At 65.4% G+C, this 19,585-nt stretch carries 19 protein-coding genes; 16 read left to right on the forward strand and 3 right to left on the reverse strand.

Features of this window, described 5'->3' with window-relative positions:
* The first annotated feature begins 451 nt into the window (after positions 1 to 451).
* The 12 genes from HMPREF2550_RS05455 to HMPREF2550_RS05510 all read left to right on the forward strand — a co-directional run bounded on the left by HMPREF2550_RS05455 (position 452) and on the right by HMPREF2550_RS05510 (position 12,413).
* The gene (locus HMPREF2550_RS05455) at positions 452 to 1,597 is read left to right on the forward strand and encodes an alpha/beta hydrolase (RefSeq protein WP_210400214.1); all 1,146 of its coding nucleotides are present in this window, start codon (positions 452 to 454) and stop codon (positions 1,595 to 1,597) included.
* Positions 1,598 to 3,589 (forward strand): prolyl oligopeptidase family serine peptidase, encoded by a 1,992-nt coding sequence (locus HMPREF2550_RS05460; RefSeq protein WP_070790156.1) that lies wholly within the window; start codon positions 1,598 to 1,600, stop codon positions 3,587 to 3,589.
* Positions 3,586 to 4,770: a hypothetical protein gene (locus HMPREF2550_RS05465; RefSeq protein WP_070790157.1), complete on the forward strand. Its 1,185-nt coding sequence runs from the start codon at positions 3,586 to 3,588 to the stop codon at positions 4,768 to 4,770. Before HMPREF2550_RS05460 ends, HMPREF2550_RS05465 begins: the two co-directional genes overlap by 4 nt.
* A 6-nt stretch (positions 4,771 to 4,776) precedes the next feature.
* Entirely contained in the window at positions 4,777 to 5,775 is a 999-nt protein-coding gene (rfbB, locus tag HMPREF2550_RS05470) for a dTDP-glucose 4,6-dehydratase (protein WP_070790158.1), read from the forward strand.
* Positions 5,776 to 5,785: 10 nt separating this feature from the next.
* Positions 5,786 to 7,108 carry a sugar nucleotide-binding protein gene (locus HMPREF2550_RS05475; RefSeq protein WP_070790160.1) on the forward strand — a complete coding sequence of 441 codons (1,323 nt, stop codon included), beginning with the start codon at positions 5,786 to 5,788 and terminating at the stop codon, positions 7,106 to 7,108.
* Positions 7,109 to 7,158: 50 nt separating this feature from the next.
* Positions 7,159 to 7,569 carry a hypothetical protein gene (locus HMPREF2550_RS05480; protein ID WP_070790162.1) on the forward strand — a complete coding sequence of 137 codons (411 nt, stop codon included), beginning with the start codon at positions 7,159 to 7,161 and terminating at the stop codon, positions 7,567 to 7,569.
* Between the two features lie 22 nt (positions 7,570 to 7,591).
* A complete protein-coding gene (rfbA, locus tag HMPREF2550_RS05485) occupies positions 7,592 to 8,455 on the forward strand; it encodes a glucose-1-phosphate thymidylyltransferase RfbA (RefSeq protein ID WP_070790164.1) in 864 nt (287 codons plus the stop codon).
* Positions 8,456 to 8,466: 11 nt separating this feature from the next.
* On the forward strand, positions 8,467 to 9,348 hold the full coding sequence (locus HMPREF2550_RS05490; RefSeq protein ID WP_246819766.1) for a glycosyltransferase: 882 nt from the start codon (positions 8,467 to 8,469) through the stop codon (positions 9,346 to 9,348).
* Positions 9,349 to 9,447: 99 nt separating this feature from the next.
* Positions 9,448 to 10,173 (forward strand): glycosyltransferase family 2 protein, encoded by a 726-nt coding sequence (locus tag HMPREF2550_RS05495; protein WP_070790166.1) that lies wholly within the window; start codon positions 9,448 to 9,450, stop codon positions 10,171 to 10,173.
* Entirely contained in the window at positions 10,170 to 10,535 is a 366-nt protein-coding gene (locus HMPREF2550_RS05500; protein WP_070790167.1) for a DUF2304 domain-containing protein, read from the forward strand. Before HMPREF2550_RS05495 ends, HMPREF2550_RS05500 begins: the two co-directional genes overlap by 4 nt.
* Before the next feature lie 6 nt (positions 10,536 to 10,541).
* Positions 10,542 to 11,258, forward strand: a complete 717-nt coding sequence (locus HMPREF2550_RS05505) for a DsbA family protein (protein ID WP_083319785.1) — start codon at positions 10,542 to 10,544, stop codon at positions 11,256 to 11,258.
* Positions 11,259 to 11,270: 12 nt separating this feature from the next.
* Complete coding sequence (locus HMPREF2550_RS05510) at positions 11,271 to 12,413, forward strand: DNA cytosine methyltransferase (protein WP_070790169.1); 1,143 nt, start codon at positions 11,271 to 11,273, stop codon at positions 12,411 to 12,413.
* Here the strand turns inward: HMPREF2550_RS05510 and HMPREF2550_RS05515 are convergent.
* Both HMPREF2550_RS05515 and HMPREF2550_RS05520 read right to left on the reverse strand, forming a co-directional pair.
* Positions 12,410 to 13,036 (reverse strand): MBL fold metallo-hydrolase, encoded by a 627-nt coding sequence (locus HMPREF2550_RS05515; protein WP_070790171.1) that lies wholly within the window; start codon positions 13,034 to 13,036, stop codon positions 12,410 to 12,412. The genes HMPREF2550_RS05510 and HMPREF2550_RS05515 overlap by 4 nt on opposite strands.
* Before the next feature lie 25 nt (positions 13,037 to 13,061).
* Entirely contained in the window at positions 13,062 to 14,162 is a 1,101-nt protein-coding gene (locus HMPREF2550_RS05520) for an S-(hydroxymethyl)mycothiol dehydrogenase (RefSeq protein ID WP_070790172.1), read from the reverse strand.
* A gap of 83 nt (positions 14,163 to 14,245) precedes the next feature.
* Here HMPREF2550_RS05520 and HMPREF2550_RS05525 point away from each other — a divergent pair, with 83 nt between their 5' ends.
* Together HMPREF2550_RS05525 and HMPREF2550_RS05530 are read left to right on the forward strand one after the other, a co-directional pair.
* The gene (locus HMPREF2550_RS05525) at positions 14,246 to 14,581 is read left to right on the forward strand and encodes a PadR family transcriptional regulator (protein WP_070790174.1); all 336 of its coding nucleotides are present in this window, start codon (positions 14,246 to 14,248) and stop codon (positions 14,579 to 14,581) included.
* Positions 14,578 to 15,537, forward strand: coding sequence for a hypothetical protein (locus HMPREF2550_RS05530; protein WP_070790176.1), 960 nt, complete (start codon positions 14,578 to 14,580; stop codon positions 15,535 to 15,537). The genes HMPREF2550_RS05525 and HMPREF2550_RS05530 overlap by 4 nt, the downstream gene beginning before the upstream one ends.
* Here HMPREF2550_RS05530 and HMPREF2550_RS05535 read toward each other — a convergent pair.
* On the reverse strand, positions 15,521 to 16,357 hold the full coding sequence (locus tag HMPREF2550_RS05535; RefSeq protein WP_070790177.1) for a GDSL-type esterase/lipase family protein: 837 nt from the start codon (positions 16,355 to 16,357) through the stop codon (positions 15,521 to 15,523). The two genes, HMPREF2550_RS05530 and HMPREF2550_RS05535, sit on opposite strands and share 17 nt — an antisense overlap.
* A gap of 200 nt (positions 16,358 to 16,557) precedes the next feature.
* Between HMPREF2550_RS05535 and HMPREF2550_RS05540 the strand changes: the two genes are divergently transcribed.
* Together HMPREF2550_RS05540 and HMPREF2550_RS05545 are read left to right on the forward strand one after the other, a co-directional pair.
* A complete protein-coding gene (locus HMPREF2550_RS05540) occupies positions 16,558 to 18,228 on the forward strand; it encodes an AMP-binding protein (protein WP_070790178.1) in 1,671 nt (556 codons plus the stop codon).
* Positions 18,228 to 19,382: an MFS transporter gene (locus HMPREF2550_RS05545; protein WP_070790180.1), complete on the forward strand. Its 1,155-nt coding sequence runs from the start codon at positions 18,228 to 18,230 to the stop codon at positions 19,380 to 19,382. The genes HMPREF2550_RS05540 and HMPREF2550_RS05545 overlap by 1 nt, the downstream gene beginning before the upstream one ends.
* The last annotated feature ends 203 nt before the right edge of the window (positions 19,383 to 19,585 follow it).

The raw sequence follows: 19,585 nt of genomic DNA on the forward strand, positions 1-19,585 counted from the left end.
TCTACAACACGGCCCTAAAAGCGAAGCGCCCTGGTCGCAACTGATGAGCTGCGACCAGGGCGCTTTCTCCGCCGCAAAAGGGCGAGAACAGGAGCTAGAACATCCCCATGCCGTAGGCGATGGTCGACGACATCGACGAGCCGACGTGGATGAGCTCGCCGAGCACGGTGTTGATCTGGACCTGGAGTGCTTCCAAACCGTTCATAAAAGGGACCTCTTTCTCTTCTTGGGGCAGGTGCCAGTAGGACTTGCAGTGCTTTACGGTGCCCTGCAAGGCACACACTTCTATGTTCGCGTTTGCTGGCACGAATATTACAAACTGTGTGGCCCATTGTCGCACACGTAAACCCCAATTGCCCCACGAGTAACGTATGATGAACTTCCGTCACAGCCGCGCGGAGCGGTGTTTGCCCACTTCCCCCGAGCAGAAAAGTTAAGGAAACCCGGACCGATGAAGATGAAGCGCGTAGTTGCCGCTCTCGCCTCGACGCTGGCGCTGACCTGCGGTGTGGCAGCCCCCGCCGACGCCGCCACCGTCACCGCAGGCCAGGTTGCTGGTGACAGCCCGGTCGGCGTCGTCAAGCCGTGGGATGCCCGCAGCAACCCGCCGCTGGCGCTGAACTTGAACCAACCGCAGTCCTGGACAAAGCAGGTCGACCACCGCAATGTGTTGTCCTACAAGGTGTACTCGCCGTCGATGCGCCGCGACATCCCCATCGCGGTTGTCCCGGCTACCAACCCGGCGGGCCAGCGCGTGGCAAACGCGCCGATCATCTACCTGCTCAACGGCGCGGGCGGCGCGGAGCAGGACCAGGATTGGCTGAAGTCCTTTGAGGTCCGCGAGTTCTTCGCAGGCAAGGGCGTCAACGTGGTCATCCCCCAGGCCGGTGCGTTTTCCTACTACACGGATTGGGTCGACCCCAACCCGCAGGGCCGCTACCTCAAGGGCCCGCAGATGTGGGAGACCTTCCTGACCAAGGAGCTGCCGGGCCCGATTGAGCGCACGCTCAACGCGGATAACCGCCGCGCCATCGTCGGTTTCTCCATGTCCGGCACCACCTCCCTGGTACTGCCGCAGCACCGCCCCGGCTTTTACGATGCGGCGGCGTCCTTCTCCGGCTGCGCCTCGACGTCCTCGCCGCACGGCTACAACTACGGGCGCGTCACCGTCAACCGCGCGTCGTACGTGCCGAACTTCCAGCAGATCACCCCGGAGCAGATGTGGGGCCCGATGGGCGGGCCGAAGAACCGCTGGAACGACGCGCTACTCAACGCCGAGCGCCTGCGCGGTACCAAGCTCTACATCTCCACCTCCACCGGTCTGGCCGGCCGGCAGGACCAGGTCAGCTACCTGGTCGGCGAGGCGGGCGTGCCGGAGGTTGCCGCTGGCATTGCCGCCACCACCCTGCAGGTAGAAGGCGGCGCGATTGAGGCCGCGATCAACCAGTGCTCGCACGACCTGCGCGCCAAGCTTGTAGCACTGAACATTCCGGCGCACTACGAGTTCCGCAACGCCGGGACGCACTCGTGGGGTTACTGGCGCCAGGACATCAAGAAGGCCTGGTTCACCACGATCGCCCCGGCTTTTGGGATGTAAATGCGCTCGATTGATCCGCACCTTCTAGACGACATCACCGGGCCCGAGGCACTCGACTGGGCCACCGCGTGGTCGCGCGCCACCGAGGACGCGCTCGAATGCCCCGCCACCGCCGAGCTGCGCTCGCGCCTGCGCGCCGCACTCGATACCAGCGATCGCATCCCGTACGTGGTGCGCCGCGGCGAGCACCTTTACAACTTCTGGCGCGACGCCGATAACCCGCGCGGCGTGTGGCGTCGCACCACCTTGGACGAGTACCGCTCGGATACACCGCAGTGGGAGGAGTTAGTCAGCGTCGATACCCTGGCCCAGGCCGAGGGCGAAGACTGGGTGTGGAAGGGCGCGACCGTCCTGCCGCTGGAGCACGACCGCGCACTGCTCAAGCTCTCGCGCGGCGGAGCCGACGCCGTGGTCATCCGCGAGTTCGACCTTGCGCGCGGCGCCTTTGTCGCCGGGGGTTTCTACCTGCCCGAGGCGAAGACGGACGTGAGCTGGGTGGACCGCGACACGCTGTTGGTGGGCACCGACCTGGGCGAGGACTCGCTCACCCAGTCCGGCTACCCCGCGCAGGTGCGGCGCTGGCACCGCGGCACCGACCTGGGCCAGGCCGAAGAAATCTTCCGCGGCGAGCCGACCGACGTCGCCGTGGGCGCGCACTTCGACCCCACCCCGGGGTTCGAGCGCACCGTCTGCACCCGCGCGCTGGACTTTTACACCTCGCGGACCTGGGTCGACGGCGTTGAGCTCGACCTGCCGACCGACTGCACCGCGGTGACCTACAAGCAGTGGCTGTTCATCCTGCCGCGCACGGACTACGAAGCCGGGCCACAGACCGTCCCGGCCGGGGCGCTCGCGGTCATCGAGCTCGACGCTTTCCTTCACGGCGCGCGCGAGTTCACGCTGCTCGTTCGCGATGCCGCGGTCGAGGATCTCTCGCTGACCGCCACCGGCGTCTACGTGACCACGCTGGAAAACGTCGCCACGCACATCTACCGCTTCGCCCTCGGAACGTGGGAGCGCACCGAGGTAGAGCTGCCGGAGGCTGCGACCGCGTCGATCGTCGCCACCAGCCCGCTCGACGGCGATGAGGTCTGGCTCAACGTCGCCAGCTTCACCACGCCAAGCACGCTTTTGCTTCTCGACGCCACGCCCACCCCAATCAAGCACGCCCCCGCCCTCTTCGACGCGGCAGGCCTGACTACCCGCCAGCACTGGGCGACCTCGGCGGACGGGACGAAGATCCCCTACTACATCACCGGCGACTTCTCGCGTGGTGCACGCCCGACGCTGGTGGGCGGCTACGGCGGCTTCGAGGTCTCGCTCACTCCGGGTTTTTCCAACCTGCGCGGTCTTGCCTGGCTGGCCAAGGGTTACTTCTACGTCCAGCCCAACCTGCGCGGCGGCGGCGAGTTCGGCCCACGCTGGCACTCGCAGGCGGTCAGGGAGCACCGCCACAAGGTGTGGGAGGATCACCGCGCCGTATTAGAGGACATCGTGGCGCGCGGCTACGCGACACCGCCGCAGATCGCCATCCGCGGCGGGTCCAACGGCGGGCTGCTGACCTCCGGGGCGCTTACACAGTACCCGCAGTGCTTCGGCGCGGCCGTGGTCCAGGTGCCGCTGACGGATATGCTGCGCTACCACACCCTTTCCGCGGGCGCGTCCTGGATGGCCGAGTACGGCGACCCGGATGATCCCGCGCAGCGCGCCTTCATCGAGACCTGGTCGCCGCTGCACAACGTGGCGAGCACGCCCGCGTACCCGCCGGCGCTGGTGACCACCTCGACCCGCGACGATAGGGTCCACCCCGCGCACGCGCGCACCTTCGCGCTCGCGCTGTGGGAGGCAGGCCAGCCGGTGGACTACTTTGAAAACACCGCGGGCGGCCACGCCGGTGCCGCCGATAACGAGCAGGTCGCGCGTGTCGAAGCCATGATCTACGCCTGGCTCGAGGAGAAGATCGGCGACACTGCCACGGGGACCGACAAGTGAGGAACCTGACGCTGGCGACGATCTTCGCCGCGATCAGCGGCTTCGTCGTCTTGTGGGTCGCCGCCCGCGCGCTGGACGCGGAGACCGGCTACCGCTACTTCGCCGCGTTCTGGAGCGTGTTCTTCGCGGGCACTGGGCTTATCGACGGCATCACGCACGAGACCACCCGCGCAGTCGCCTCCGCCCGCGAGACCAAGAAGCTGGGCGCGGCGAATCCCTGGCGCATCGGCGCGCGCCTCGCCGCGATCGTGCTAGTCATCGTCGCCCTCGGCGGGGTGCTGCTCATGGGCCTGGTCGTGCCCCAGTCCCCCTGCACCGCCACCGCGCTCATGACGATCGGACTGGCCAGCTACGCCTTCCAGGCAGTGCTCGCGGGCGTCCTCTCCGGGCTGCAGGCCTGGGATCGCTACGCCGGGCTGTTCGCCCTGGACTCAGGCGTGCGTCTGGTGCTGGCCCTGGCCGCCTGGGCCGCCGGCTGGGGGCTCACTGTCTTCCTCGTCATCACCGTCATCGGCGCGGCCAGCTGGCTCACACTGCTGCGCCGCGAACACCTGCACGTGCCGGTGGATGTGAACCGCGGGATGTTCGTACGCCGCATGCTCAGCGCGATGGTGGCCTCCGGGGCCTCGGCCGTGCTGATCACGGGTTTCCCGGCTGTGATCAACGCCGCCTTCCCGGCCGCGCCGGTCGCCGCGCTGATTAACGCGGTGATCCTCACCCGCGCGCCAGTGCTCGTGCCGCTGCAGCGCTTCCAATCCGCACTGGTGGTCCGCTTCGTCGAGCACCGCGACCGCATCTACGCAGCGCTGGCCATGCCGATCGCCGCGGTGCTCGCGCTCGGCGCGGTCGGGTTCGTGGCCGCCTGGGCGCTCGGCCCGCTGATTCTGCGGCTACTCTTTTCCCCCGAGTACGCCATGAGCGGGCTCACCCTCGGCGTGCTCACCTTCGCGTCCGCGTGGATGGGCGCGCTGATGATCACCGGGGTGGCTGTACTCGCTCTGGAGCGCCACGGCTGGTACGTGGCCGGCTGGCTCACCGCAACTGTCGTTGCTTTCGGCATCGTGTTTGGGGCGCCGGCGGCCGCAGGCGGCCACGTGGCGAGTGTAAGCACTGCCCTCTTCTTGGGCCCTGCCGCGGGCGCGCTGGTGCATATCGCCGGCCTGCGCCGGGCGGTAAAGTAGACCCCCATGGAAACAATGCTGGTCACCGGCGGTGCCGGGTTCATCGGATCCAACTTCGTGCGCACGGTGCTCTCCCGCGGCACGGCGGGCAACGTGATTGTGCTGGACAAGCTCACCTATGCGGGCAACCGCGCAAGCCTCGACGGTTGCGACGTGGAGTTTGTGCAGGGTGATGTGGCGGACGCTGCGCTCGTCGAGAAGCTTGTGGCCCGCGCGGACACCGTGGTGCACTTCGCGGCCGAATCCCACAACGACAACTCGCTGCGCGACCCCTCCTCCTTCGTGCACACCAACCTCATCGGCACCTATGCGCTGCTCGAGGCGGTGCGCGCACACGACGTGCGCCTGCACCACATCTCCACCGACGAGGTCTTCGGCGACCTGACCCTCGGTGCCAAGGACGCCTTTACTGAGACCACTGCGTACAATCCGTCCTCGCCGTATTCGGCCACCAAGGCGGGCTCGGATCACTTGGTGCGCGCCTGGGTCCGCTCCTTCGGCATCAACGCGACGATTTCGAACTGCTCCAACAACTACGGGCCGTATCAGCACGTGGAGAAGTTCATCCCCCGCCAGATCACCAACCTGCTTCAAGGGCAGCCGGCGAAGCTCTACGGCACGGGCGCGCAGGTGCGCGACTGGATCCACGTGGACGACCACAACGACGCCGTGCTGGCAATCCTTGCACGCGGCACACTCGGCGAGACCTACAACATCGGGGCGCATACCGGCGCAGACGCCGTGCACGTGACGAACAAGCAGGTCATCGAGGAAATCTGCGAGCTGATGGGCGGCGCTTACGAGCACGTGGCGGACCGGCCCGGCCACGACCAGCGCTACACCATGGACGCCACCAAGCTTTTCAACGAGCTGGGCTGGGCCCCGCGCTACACCGATCTGCGGGCGGGCTTGGAGCAGACCATCGAGTGGTACCGCGACAACGAGTCCTGGTGGGCGGGCGGCAAGGCCGAGGTAGAGGCGGGCTACGCGGCGCGCGGACAGTAGACTGGCCCGCATGGTTGACACCTCGATTGAAGGCCTGCAAGTCCACTCGCTGCGCGTCCACGAGGACAACCGCGGCTGGTTTAAGGAGAACTGGGCCGGCCAGGCGCTTGTGCCCGCGCAGCAGAACGTGAGCCTCAACGCCCGGCGCGGCGCGACCCGCGGGATGCACGCCGAGCCCTGGGACAAGTGGGTCTCGGTAGCCACGGGCCGCGTCTATGCCGCGTGGGTGGATATGCGAGAAGGCTCGCCCACCTATGGCAAGACTTTTGGTCTGGAAGTCGGCCCGGACACGGCGGTGTTTGTCCCGCGCGGTGTGGCCAACGGCTTCCAGGCCCTCGAAGACGACACCTCCTACATTTACCTGGTCAATCAGCGCTACAACCCGAACGGGTCTTACGCGTTTTGCTCCTACAAGGAAATCGAGTGGCCGCTGCAACCCACCGAGCTCTCCGAGGCCGACAAGGCGCACCCCGCGCTTGCCGACGCCACGCCAGTCCCGCCCCGCAAAATCCTCATCACCGGCGCGAACGGCCAGCTGGGCCGGGCGCTCAAACAGATCTACAGTGCCGAGGAAGCGGACTTCTTTACCCGCGCCGAGTTCGACCTCACCGACATACCGGAGCTGGACTTTTCCCAGTACTGGGCGGTGATCAACTGCGCCGCCTACAACGACGTCAACGGGGCTGAAAACGATCGGGCCACCGCCTGGGCGGTCAACGCCGAAGGCCCGGCGCGCCTGGCGGCGATCTGCAACGCACATGATCTGACGCTCGTGCACGTCTCCAGCGACTACATCTTCGACGGCACCAACGAGGTCCACGATGAGGCGGAGCTGCCGTCGCCGCTGTCGGCCTACGGGGCGTCGAAAGCCGCGGGTGATACGGCGGCGCAGGTGGCGCGCAAGCACTACGTGGTGCGCACCGCCTGGGTCTTCGGCGAGGGCAACAACTTCATGTCCACCATGGCGGGCCTCGCCGCGCGCGGGGTGGAGCCGAAGGTGATCATGGACCAGCGCGGGCGGCCCACCTACGCAGAGGACCTGGCCAAGGGCATCGCGCACCTGCTGCGCACCAAGGCCGAGTACGGGGTCTACAACCTCACCTCAGACGGGGATGCCGTAGGCCGCGACGAGATCGCCATGGCCGTGTTCATCGGGGTCGGCCACGCCCCTTCCGAGGTCCACCCGGTGACCACCGCGCAGTACGCCGAGCTCAACGGCCCTGAAGCGCCGCGCCCGGCGGAGTCCACGCTGAGCTTGGACAAGATCAAGGCGACCGGGTTTGCGCCGATGAATTGGCGCGCAGCACTCGCCCTCTACCTTGCGATGCACTAGGTTTAGACCCTGTACTTGCTTCGCTGCCAGAAACATTAAAGGAGCCACCAATGTCGAAGAAGTTTTTTGCGGCTGTTGCCACCACCGCTGCCCTTGGTGCTGCGTGCGTGATCGCGCCGGCGCAGGCGGCTCCTGAAAAGGCGAGCGAGACGGCGACTGCGACCGCTACCGAGACGGGGACCGCAACGCCGACCGGCACCCCGCTGCCCACGCCCACGGTGACCGTGACAGTCACGCCGACGGTGACGCCTACGACGTCGACAAGCACGACCGCGGCTCCGGACATCATGCTGGCGCTGTCCAGCGGTGACTTCTCCAACATCAGCAAGCCGCAGATCGCACTGCTGGTGCTCGGCGTGCTGACCACGGTGCTCAGCCTGGCCGTGAAGTTCGACGTGCGCGAGATCGCAGCGGGCCGCTACACGTTTGAGGACTTCCTCAAGGAGATGTCCGAGGGCTAGACTACCAGCTAGTCTGGGACGCATGCGAGGCATCATCTTGGCCGGCGGGTCCGGCACGCGGCTGTACCCGATCACGCAGGGCATATCGAAGCAGCTCATGCCCATCTACGACAAGCCGATGATCTACTACCCGCTGACCACCCTGATCAGCGCGGGTATCCGAGAGATCCTCATCATTACTACCCCGGAGGATGCGGGCGCGTTCAAGCGCTTGCTTGGCGACGGCTCACGTTTCGGCATCATGCTCAGCTACGCCGTCCAGCCCTCCCCGGACGGGCTCGCGCAGGCATTCATCATCGGCAAGGACTTCATCGGCGACGAGTCGGTCGCGCTCGTGCTCGGCGACAACATTTTTGAAGGCGCGCAGCTGACCCGCATCCTGGGCGAAACGCGCGACGTGGACGGCGGCGCGATTTTCGCCTACGAAGTCTCGGACCCGCAGCGCTACGGCGTGGTCGACTTCGACGCCAATGGCACGGCCCTGTCTATTGAGGAGAAGCCTGCGCACCCAAAGTCCAACTTCGCCGTGGTGGGCCTGTACTTCTACGACAACCGCGTCGTGGACATTGCTAAGCAGATCACCCCGAGCGCGCGCGGCGAGCTGGAAATCACCAGCGTGAACGAGGCCTACCTGCGCGAGGGCGCGCTGAAAGTCCACCGTCTGCACCGCGGGGACGTGTGGTTAGATACCGGCACGATCGACTCCATGAGCGAGGCCAGCGCGTACGTGGAGGTCATCCAGAAACGCACCGGCACCATCATTGGCTCGCCCGAGGTGGCCGCCTACCGGGAGGGCTTCATCTCGCGCGAGGCGCTGGAGGAGCTCGGCCACGCCACGCTGAAGTCGGGCTATGGGCGCTACCTGTTGGACGCGGCGCGGGACTAGACTCAGCTAGTATGTCCACGCTCGCTGAGAGTACGTTGGCTATGTCAGACAAGGATGCATCAATTTTGGAGCAAGAAAAGCAGGTCAAGCCATTGCGCGTAGGCGAAGTCACAGTGCTCATGTCCGTGTACGCAAAAACGCAACCTGGCGACCTTGCTTTCGCCTTGGAGAGTCTGCAGGCACAGACTCGGCCTCCCGAACGCATCCTCGTGGTTCTCGACGGCCCGACCTCTCCGGATGTCCGCGAGCTTCTCAGCAAAGTCGATACGTTACCACTGCCGAAAAACGTTGGTCTCGGGAAAGCTCTGGCTGCAGGTCTTCATGCAGTGGATACCGAATTTGTCGCACGCCTCGACTCAGACGATGCCGCTTTCCCGCACCGCATCGAGACCCAGCTTCGCTTCCTTAACCAGCACCCCGATATCTCGGTAGTCGGTTCATCCATGAGGGAGTTCAACGACTCAGGTCACGGCAAAGTCAGAGCACTACCGGAAACCTCCTCAGCAATCGCAAAGTACGTCCGTCTGAATTCCCCAATGAACCACCCTTCCGTAATGTTTCGCACCGCCGACGTGCTTGCCGCAGGAGGCTACCGTGATCTGCATGGCATGGAGGACTATGACCTATGGGCACGCATGATCTCGCAGGGGAAAAAGCTTTATAATCTTCCGGAACCTCTGACATACTTCCGAGTGGATCAAGAGCAGTTCAGACGCCGTTCCGCGAAAAATGTACGCAAGGCTGAAAGGGCACTTCAGTCGGCACTTGTCCGATATGGCCTTGTCTCACCGATGCGTGCGCGTTTCAACTTCGTACTCCGAAACCTTTATCGCGCGCTCCCGCTACAGCTTATGCAGCGTGCGTATAGTGTGTTGTTCCATCGAGGTAAGTGAGCGTCGGGTAAGGAACTCTTTCACCCACTATTCCTCACAGGCTGCTCACACGCGTGTACGCCCTACTTTTTCACCGCGCGCGGTAACCTATTGCACGCTATGAATGTTTCTCATAACGCTTTCCCGGATGCAGGCCAGGAGTCTTTTGCAGACACCTGGCTGATCGTCCCCTGCTACAACGAGGGGCAGGTCATCCAGGAGGTGCTGGCGAGCGCGCGCGAGACGTTCCCCAACATCGTGGCGGTCAACGACGGCTCCCGCGACAACTCCGCACAGGCCATCCACGCCGCGGGCGCGCACCTGGTCAACCACCCGGTGAACCTGGGCCAGGGCGCGGCGATCCAGACGGGCGTGGAGTACGCCCGCGCTCAGCCCGGCGCGAAGTACTTTGTCACCTTCGACGCCGACGGCCAGCACCAGGCCAAAGACGTCAAGCGGATGATCCACCGACTGCGCACCGAGCCCCTCGACATCGTGGTGGGCACCCGCTTCGCCGGGCAGGAAGAAACACAGGTCCCATGGATCAAGCGAGTGGTGCTCAAAACGGTGGTGTTTCTCTCCCCGCGCACCCGCCGGCTGGGCTTGACGGACGCGCACAACGGGCTGCGCGCATTTAATGCCAAGGTGGCAGGCGAGATGAACATCCGGATGAACGGGATGTCGCACGCCTCCGAGATCGTCGCCATGATCGACCAGCACGGCTGGCGGGTTGCCGAGGAGCCGGTGGACATTCTGTACACGGAGTACTCCATGAGCAAGGGCCAATCCCTGATCAACGGCGTGAATATCCTCGCCGACGGCATCGTGGCAAGGAGGCTGCCGTGATCCAGTTCTTCCTCATCCTGGCCACCTTGGCGCTGGCCGTCTACTTCTTCACCCACCGCAAGAAGGCGAACGCGAAGGCGTGGGTCAAGCTCGGGTTCGTCCTGCTCATGTTCGCGGCGATCTGGGCGATTCTGCGCCCCGACGACGTGACCGTCCTGGCCAACTGGCTCGGTGTCTCTCGCGGCACGGATCTGATGCTCTACGCGCTGATCTTCGCGTTCTTCTTCACCACCGTCTCCACCTGGACGCGCTTCCGCGAACAGGAGTTGCGCTACGCGCGCCTCGCGCGCGCGGTGGCCTTGCAAAACGCGGTGCGCCCGGAAGATACGCTGGGGATCACAGATAAAACAGGCAAGGAGTAGTTCCCCGTGAGCGATACGAAAATCCCGCCGCTGATGTGGGCCTTTACCGCAGTGTTGGCGCTCGGCACGGGCGTGGGCGGCTACGTGATTGGCAGCCAGAGCGCTACCCCGCCGGCGGCGACTGAGACGCAGCAGGCCCCGGCCGCGGGTGAGAAGGAAGCGAAGGTGGACGTTGCTCGTCGAGAAGCGAACGACGCTATGGCGCTTGGCGACGTCGACGCGCCCGTGGTCATCTCCGAGTTCTCCGACTGGGCCTGCCCCTACTGCATCCGTTTCGGGGCGGAGACCATGCCGGAAATTGTGAAGCAGTACGTGGAGACCGGCAAGGTGCGCTACGAGATGAACGACTTTGTCATCAACGGCGAAAGCGCGCTCAACGGTGCACGCGCGGGCCGCGCCGCCGCCGACCAGGGCAAGTTCTTCGAGTTCCAGGAGGCTTACGTGGCGGCCGCCTCCAAGGTGGAAGGCCACCCGGACTTCAGCCTCGACGAGCTGGCCGGCTTTGCCGTAGAGGCGGGCGTGCCGGACCTCGAGCAGTTCCGCGCGGATATGGAAAGCGACAAGTACGACCAGGCGCTCACCGAATCAAACAAGCTGGCCCAGCAGGCCGGCTTCAACGCCACCCCGAGCTTCTCCATCAACGGCCAGGTCCTCGAGGGCGCGCTGCCGTACGAGAAGTTCGCCGAGGTCATCGACGCCGAGCTGGAGAAGGCCGGGGCGTAGGGCGAGTCTCCTATGTCGCATTTGCACCCCGTCCCCTCTACCGACCAGCTGACCGCGATTGAGTTTTTCGCTGGCATCGGTCTCGCGCGGGCTGGGATGGCTGACGCAGGAATCTCGACGGTCTGGGCGAACGATTACGACAAGAACAAGTTCGCCATGTACTCGGGCCAGTGGGGCGACGATGACTTTGCGCTGGAGAACGTATTCGATGTTGACCCAGACCAGGTGCCATCCGCGGACATTGCCTGGTCCTCATCTCCTTGCACCGATCTCTCACTGGCTGGGAAGCGGGGTGGGATCAGCGGGCGGGAATCATCTGCATTCTTTGGTTTCACCAACGTCCTTCGTGGAATGGGAGACCGCAGGCCGAACGTCGCGGTCTTAGAGAATGTCGTTGGCCTGGCATCTTCCCATGGTGGTGACGATCTCCGCGCCGCGATCAGAGAATTCAACGAACTCGGATACGCGGTGGATGTCGTCACCATCGACGCGCGCAGGTTTGTCCCGCAGTCCCGCCCAAGACTCTTCCTCATTGGCGTGAAGCAACCGCTTGACGGCGGTAAAGACGACACGGCGCTGCGTCCAGATTCTGTGGCGTGGGTACACCAGGAAGATGACCTGCGGACCTTCAAGTTCCCGTTCCCAAGCATCGCTGCTCCCCGCAAGGACGGGTTCAGCGGCGAGATCGAACACCTTGCAGACCACGATCCGCGGTGGTGGGACAGCCAGCGAACCGAGGCCTTCATCAGCTCCATGTCGCCAACACAGCGACTCCGCGCCGATGGGTTTATCAACGCGCCAGCAATAACCGCACGTACTGCCTACCGGAGAACTCGCAACGGCGTTCCCACCTGGGAAATGCGCGCTGAAGACATCGCGGGATGCTTGCGCACAGCGCGCGGTGGCTCCTCGAAGCAGGCGGTGGCGGTCATGGGGCATGGCCAGATCCGGGTTCGCTGGATGACCGGACTCGAGTACGCACGCCTCATGGGTGCCGGGTGGTACAACCTCAGTGGCTTGCGTGAGCCCCAGGTCCACTACGGTTTTGGCGACGCGGTGGCAGTGCCAGTGGTGTCTTGGCTTTCACGAGCGGCACTGGCCCCACTCGCCCTGCCAAGATGCCAGACGAGCGAGGCATCTCAACCGCAGGCCTAGTAGCCGCGGCGGATCCACTCCTCCAGGTGCGGCGCCTCATCACCGATCGTGGTGTGGTCGCCGTGACCGGTGCGCACCACCGTCTCCGCTGGCAGGTCCAGTACGGAGGTCTGCAGCGAGTGGATGATGGTGTCGAAGGAAGAGAAGGAACGGCCCGTTGCGCCCGGCCCGCCCTGGAAGAGGGTGTCGCCGGAGAAGAGCTCGCCTGCCTCGGGTGCGTAGATCACCACGGAGCCGGGCGAGTGGCCCGGGGTGGACATGACCTTGAGGTCGGTGCCGGCGATGTTGAACGTGGCACCGTCGAGAAGCTGCTCGTAGTGCGCGTTGGGGTTCTCGCGCTGCCACAAAAAGCCGTCGGTGGGGTGCAGGTAGACCGGCGCGTTGACCAGGCGGGAAAGCTCTGGCGCGGCGTCGATGTGGTCGGAGTGGCCGTGGGTGGCGATGATGCCCTTGACGCGGCGGTTCCCCACCGCGGCGGCGATCGCCTTGGCGTCGTGGGCGGCGTCGATGATGTAGACCTCGCTGTCGTCGCCGACGATCCAGACGTTGTTGTCCACCTCCCACTCACCGCCGTCCAGCTTGAACAGGCCAGAGGTGACAACGTTTTCTACGCGGAAAGTCATGGTGGTCCTTTCGGGGTTGGGTGGGCTAGAACTCGACGACGCTGCGCAGCACGTCGCCGCGCTTCATCTTGGCGAAGGCGTCTTCTACGTCGCCCACGCCGATGCGCTCGGAGACGAACTCGCCGAGCGGGAAGCGGCCCTGCAGGTGCAGGTCGACGTAGGTGGGGAAGTCGCGCTCCGGGAGGCAGTCGCCGTACCAGGCCGGCTTGATCGAGCCGCCGCGGCCGTAGACGTCGATAGCCGGAACGTCGATGTGGTCGGTCTGGTTGGGCACACCCACCATGACCATGCGGCCGGCCAGGTCGCGCGAGTAGAAGGCCTGGCGCCAGGTGGGCTGGATGCCGACGGCGTCGATGGCCACGTCGGTGCCGAAGCCTCCAGTAAGCTCGCGCACCTTGTCGATAACCTCCTGCTCGCTCAGATCCTTCGAGCAAATGGCGTGGGTAGCGCCGAAGGTTTCGGTGGCGGCGTCGCACTTGCGCTGGTCAAGGTCGACGGCGATGATCGTGGTCGCGCCCGCAAGCGCCGCGCCAGCGATGGCGGCCAGGCCAACGCCGCCCAGGCCGAAGACGGCGACGGAATCGCCGCGCTGGACCTCGCCCGTGTTCACAGCGGCACCGAGGCCGGCCATGATCCCGCAGCCGAGCAGGCCCGCAGCCGCCGGGTCCTCGTCCGGGTTCACCTTGGTGCACTGCAGCTCGTGGACCAGGGTCTTCTCCGCAAACGAACCGATGCCCAGCGCCGGAGTGAGCTCGGTGCCGTCCTCCAGGGTCATGCCCTTGGACGCGTTGTGGGTGTTAAAGCAGTTCTTCGTGTCCCCCTTGCGGCAGGCGCGGCACTCGCCGCACACCGCGCGCCAGTTCAGCACGACGAAGTCGCCGGGGGCGACGTGGGTGACGTCCGCGCCGACCGAGTCGACCACGCCGGCCGTCTCGTGGCCGAGCAGGAATGGGTACGCGTCCTCAATATCGCCATCGCGGTAAGCCAGGTCGGTGTGGCACACGCCGGTGGCCTGGACTTTCACCACCACATCGTTTGGGCCCGGCTCGGGGATGACGATAGTGGTGACCTCGACGTCTGCGCCCTTCTCGCGGGCGATTACTCCTTGAACTTTTTGTGCAGTCATACTCCCCCACCGTACCGAAAGTGGGGAATCTGTCACCGTCGCAAGTCTTGACACATATCTAGGTACGTTTCATACTTAGGTACATGACCTTCCCCCAACCGTGGATCCGCGCGTTCATGCCCACCGCGGTGCTGCGCTGCCTTCGCGACGGCCCCGCGCACGGCTACGCCATCGCGCAATCGCTCGAGGCTCTCGGATTCGGCAGGCCAAAGGGCGGCTCCCTCTACCCCGTACTGGGCAAGCTCGAGGACGCCGGGTTCATCGAAGCGAGTTGGGCTCCCAGCGAAAGCGGGCCCGGCCGAAAAACTTATGCCATCACCACCAAGGGCGAGGCTGAGCTCGCCGATGCCCACGCAATGCTCGACCAACTTAGGGCTTCGCTTCTCGACGCCCCCACGACCCGAAAGGACACGAAATGAGCCGTTGGACCGACCGCGCAACCCTCGTACTGACTCTCAACCACGGCTTTTCTCACGATGCCGCAAAACGTGCCGCAGGCGACGCCGCCGCGTACGCACAGGCTGATGGACTGACTCCCGAGGCTGCCTTCGGCAAGGCCGACGAGTGGGCCGAGCAGCACGCCGCCGAAGTACGCGACGAGCTCGCGCACGGCGGCACAGACCCGTTCGTTGGCGAAGCGAGGGCGCGTCCTCCACGTCTGATCTGGATCTTTTTCGTCGCCACGGCCGGCTTCGCCATCGGTCTCACCATCGTCACCTGGAACGACGACGTCTCCCTCGGCATGGTGGTTACCCCGATGGTCCTCGCGCTCGGGTTGAGCACCACGCTGGCCACCTATTGGAAGCTCCACACCCGCATGGCGACATGGAAGGCCGGCGCCATCTCCGCCATCCCCCTCGTAGTAATCAGCTTGCTCGGCGCATGGGCCATCATGGCGCTGGACTCCATCGATCTGCCCTTTGGCAACGGGTGGGGCCTGATCCTCGCGCTCATCTTTGCGGCCGGGGCGTTCTTCCTACCGTGGAAGAATCAGACTCCGAAGGAAAGCGCTCCCCATGGCGACTGGGACACCACGGTCGCAGCCGAGCTGCGTGCTCGCGGCGAGTACCACGAGCGCGAGATCCGCGAGACCATCGCAGAGGCCCACACGTTCGCCGCAGAGAACGGCACGACGGTGGAGGAGGAATTCGGCGATCCCAAGCGCTACGCGCACAGCCTCCCGGCGCGGCCGAAACGAAGGCTGCAGCGTACAGCCCGCATCAACGCCGGCCTACTCCTACTTTTAATCGCCAACATGGCACTCAACGGGTTCAGTGAAAACGGCCCGAATATGGTCGCCGTCTACATCTTCGGTTTCGCCGCGGTGTGCTCGGCCGCAGCGCTGATCATGTCCGTGATTAGGATGCGGCGATAACGCGAGCGACGTGGGCGTGGCCACGCTGGTTGACGTGGATGGGCAGGTTGCCCGGACCGCCGTAGAAGTCCACCAGGCCGGCCCACATGCGCTTATTGTCCGGCGCGCACATGTTGTTGTGCCAGGTCGAAGGCTTCAAGTCCAAAAACTCAATGCCTGTCGCGCGTGCCAGGTCCACCTGGGCCCACTGCGCGGAGTCCTCCCACTCCTGCACCGCGGCGAACGGGGTCGTATCCGACACGTTCGGCGCGATGTGGAAGAGGCAAACCTTGTCGCCCTGCGTGATCTTGGGGTAGCCCACGATCTGGATGCGCGCGTTCGGGGCGGCGGCGCGGATGCGGTTGATCTGCGGCACCATGGCGGCGACAAAGTCGCGTCGGAAAGCGGCGCGATTGCGGCCGTCATTGTGGTAGGTGTCGTTAAACCCGGTGGAGATGATCACGCGGGAGGTGTTGCGGTTGAGCCCACCGTCGCGCACCGCGCGGGTGACCTGCGATGAGAACTGCGGGCCCTTCTGGATGGAGACGGTGCCGGTGCAGGAGTAATCCCAGGCAGGCAGGCCGAGGCGGGCCGCGGCCTGTTTGCCCCAGCTGGTCGGCGAGGTCGGGCACCACGTGGTCACCGAGGATGAGCCGCGCGGGTCGAGCCCAAGCTTGCCGGCCGCCCACTGCGGGCCACTCGGGTCCGCGATGACGGAGTCACCGAAGATCACCATGTTGCGCTGCTGCGCCCCCGCGCTTGGCGCGGCAACGACTCCGAGTGCCGCGAGGACGGCCGCGCAGATGGCGGCAAGTGTTGTGCGTAAGCGTGTGCTCGTCATTGTGCGTGTACTCCCAGTTGCGAAAGAATTTTGTACAGAGTAATCATCCCAAGGTCGCAGCGAAACGTTACCCGTGTCATACTCTCCTAACAACACAAGTTAACACGAGTACACAATTGTCACACTACTGAACGTTTTGCAATACTAAACAGATACACTTATCGCCCGTACGCAAATTTCGGGAAAGAAGGACTGCAGCCATGCACAAACCCGCGCTGACCCCCTCCCGCGTCGCGTTCACTGCGCGCTCCACCGTGCGCTTCCTGCGCGCCGCCAACCGCGCCGGCCTCATCAGCGGCGAGGGCGGCCCGAAAGCCATGCTCGCCCTCGCCCCCAACCTCGCACGCTACCACTTCACCACCGCCCGCGAGGTCGAGCAGGGCGCAGCAGCAGTGCCCGAGCGCACCGCGCTTATCGACGACGACGGGCTCCTCTCCTACCGCCAACTCCGCGATCAATCGCGCACGCTCGGCCGCTGGCTCCTTCAAGTCCAGCAGGACAAGGGCCTCGACGCTTTACGCATCGGTGTCATGGCACGCAACGGCCGCGGCATCATCCTGCCGCTCGCCGCGAAGGGCTACACCGGCGGCACGATCTTCCTGCTCAACATCGGCTCGTCCCCCGAGCAACTCGCCGGGATCATCGCAGAAAACAACATTGACATCCTGTTCATCGACGACGAGTTCGCCGACCGCATCCCCGAAGGCATCGAGCACGTCACGCGCGTGTGGGCGCACACCACCCGCGACCACGGCGACGAGCTGACCCAGGCGGGCATCATCGCCCGCGGCACGCGCGGCTTGCCAAAGCTGCCGCTGTTCCCCAAGCACGGCGACATGGTGCTCATGTCTTCCGGCACCTCCGGCATCCCCAAGGGTATTTTGCGCCCGGAGCCGAAGATGCCGCTGGTGGTCGCCGGCTACCTCGAGGCCATGCCGTTTCGCTCCGGCCACACCATCCAGATGACGGCGTCCATCTTCCACACCTGGGGCTGGTCCGCGCTCAACATCACGCTCGGCGTGCGCGGCACCGTGGTCACCCAGCGCGTCTTCGACCCCGAAAACGTCTTCCGCCAGCTACAGCAGTTCCGCTGCGACGGGATGGTCTCCTCCCCAATCTTCTTCAAGCAGATGCTGGACATTCCCGACAACGAGCGCTTCGACACCTCGCACCTGAAGTTCATCGGCTCAGCGGGCAACGCGCTGACCCCGGCGATCGTCGAGCGCATGCACAAGCGTTTCGGCCCCATCCTGGCCAACATTTACGGCTCCACCGAGCTCGCGCTTGCCGCAGCCGCCGACCCCGCGCTGCTGGCTAGCGACGCCTCCGTCGCCGGCCGCGTCCCGCCGGGCACCATCCTCAAGATCTACGACGACAACGACAACGAGGTCCCTCAGGGCAAAGTCGGCCGCATCTTCCTCAACAACGAAACCGCACTTCGCGGCTACACCAACCCGGAGACCCCACTTGTCACCATCGACGGGCTGGTGGAGATGGGCGACCTCGGCTACTTCGACGAGCACGGCTACCTGCACGTCTTAAGCCGCAACGACGACATGATCATCGTCGGCGGCGAAAACGTCCATCCACAATCTGTGACCGAAGTCCTCGAGCGCATGCCCGGCATCGACGAGCTGCACTCCGGTGGCGTCGACGACCCGGACACGTTTAAGCGCATCGCCGTCTGGGTCGTGCCGGAGCGTTCCGAGGCCGGCAAGCGCCTGACCGCCCAAGCCGTGCGCGACTGGGTCCGCGCCAACCTGGCCGACCACTCCATCCCCCGCGACGTCAACTTCGTCCGCTCGCTACCGCGCAACGCCACCGGCAAGGTAGTCCCCCGCCTGCTGCCGGAAAGCCGCCGGGACAGCTAATGGCACGCGCCACGTACGCGCTCACCCTCGCGTTTTTGATCACCGCCGGGTGGTCCGCCAACCACTTCGCGTCGGTGCTGGTGCTGCTACGCCGCGACCACGATGTCTCTGCCGTGTTGGCCAACAGCGCCTACGGCATCTACGCGGTTGGGCTCTTCCCTAGCCTGCTCATCGGCGGGTGGGTCGCCGACCGCTTCGGGTCGCGGCCCGCCGTGGTCGCGGGCACCGTCATCGCAGCCGCGGGGAACGTCTACCTCATGCTGGGCATCCCCGGGCACGGGTTGCTCCTCGGCCGCTTCATCGTCGGGCTCGGGGTGGGGCTGGTCGTCAGCGCCGGCACCGCCTGGGCCGGCAGGCTCCGCGGCGCGAGCGGCGCCACCGCCGCAGGCATCGCCCTGACCACCGGATTCATGCTCGGCCCGGTCTCCTCCGGCGTGGTCGCCCACCTGGCCGCGGACGCGGTGAAGGTCCCGTTCGTGGTGCCGATTGTGATGGCTGTGGGGGTGATGGTGGCGTCGATACGCATGCGCGACGACGGCGCACCTGCGGTGACGCAGACTGCTGAGGCTCGCCCTGCCCACAGCGAGGCCAAGGCGCTCGCGACGGCGGTGCCGATGGGGATCTGGGTCTTCGCTTCAATCACGACGGCGATGGTGGTGCTGGCCGGACGCACCGACTTCGCCATCGGTGCGGCGTTTATGCCTGGTGTGGCCGCGGTGCTGGGCTTTAGCGTAGCGCTGGCCGTGCAGGCGCTCGCGCGGCGCGGGCAGTGGGGGCCACGCGCGGGTGTGGTCGGGGCGCTCGGTGCGGCCGGCGGCATGGCGCTCATCGCGGTAGGCGGGGCGCAGCCATCCGCCGCCGTGTTCCTGGCTGCTACCGCGCTGCTCGGGCTGGCGTACGGGCTGTGCCTGCGCGAGGGGCTTCTCGACGTTGACGAGTACACCCCGCCCGAAAAACGCGGCCGCGTCATCGGGCTGTACTACGTGGCGACCTACATCGGGTTCGGGATCTCGCCGCTGATCGCCTGGATCACGCCGCGTGTCGGTCCGAGCCTGCCGTTTGCGGTGTTCGCCGTGCTGGCCGCGTGCTCCGCGCTCATCCGCAGCGCGCAGATTCGGCGCGGGTGCCTGGTGCGCGGGGTTGTTGGGGGTTGAGGTTTCGTCGGTGTGCGGCGTCGTGGGTGTGCAGGCCTAGATGGAGCTAGCTCCGTTTAGCCGATGTGGCGATGCACGACCTGGGATTTTATGGGGCGGTCGGGTGTAAATGGAGCTAGCTCCGTTTGGACAATGCAGCCTCGCGGGTTCGAGTGCATTGATCTCGTCGCTGATTGTTCAGAAGACTGAAATGGTAGCGGTGT

This window comes from Corynebacterium sp. HMSC074A01 (assembly GCF_001831515.1).
Classification (GTDB): domain Bacteria; phylum Actinomycetota; class Actinomycetes; order Mycobacteriales; family Mycobacteriaceae; genus Corynebacterium.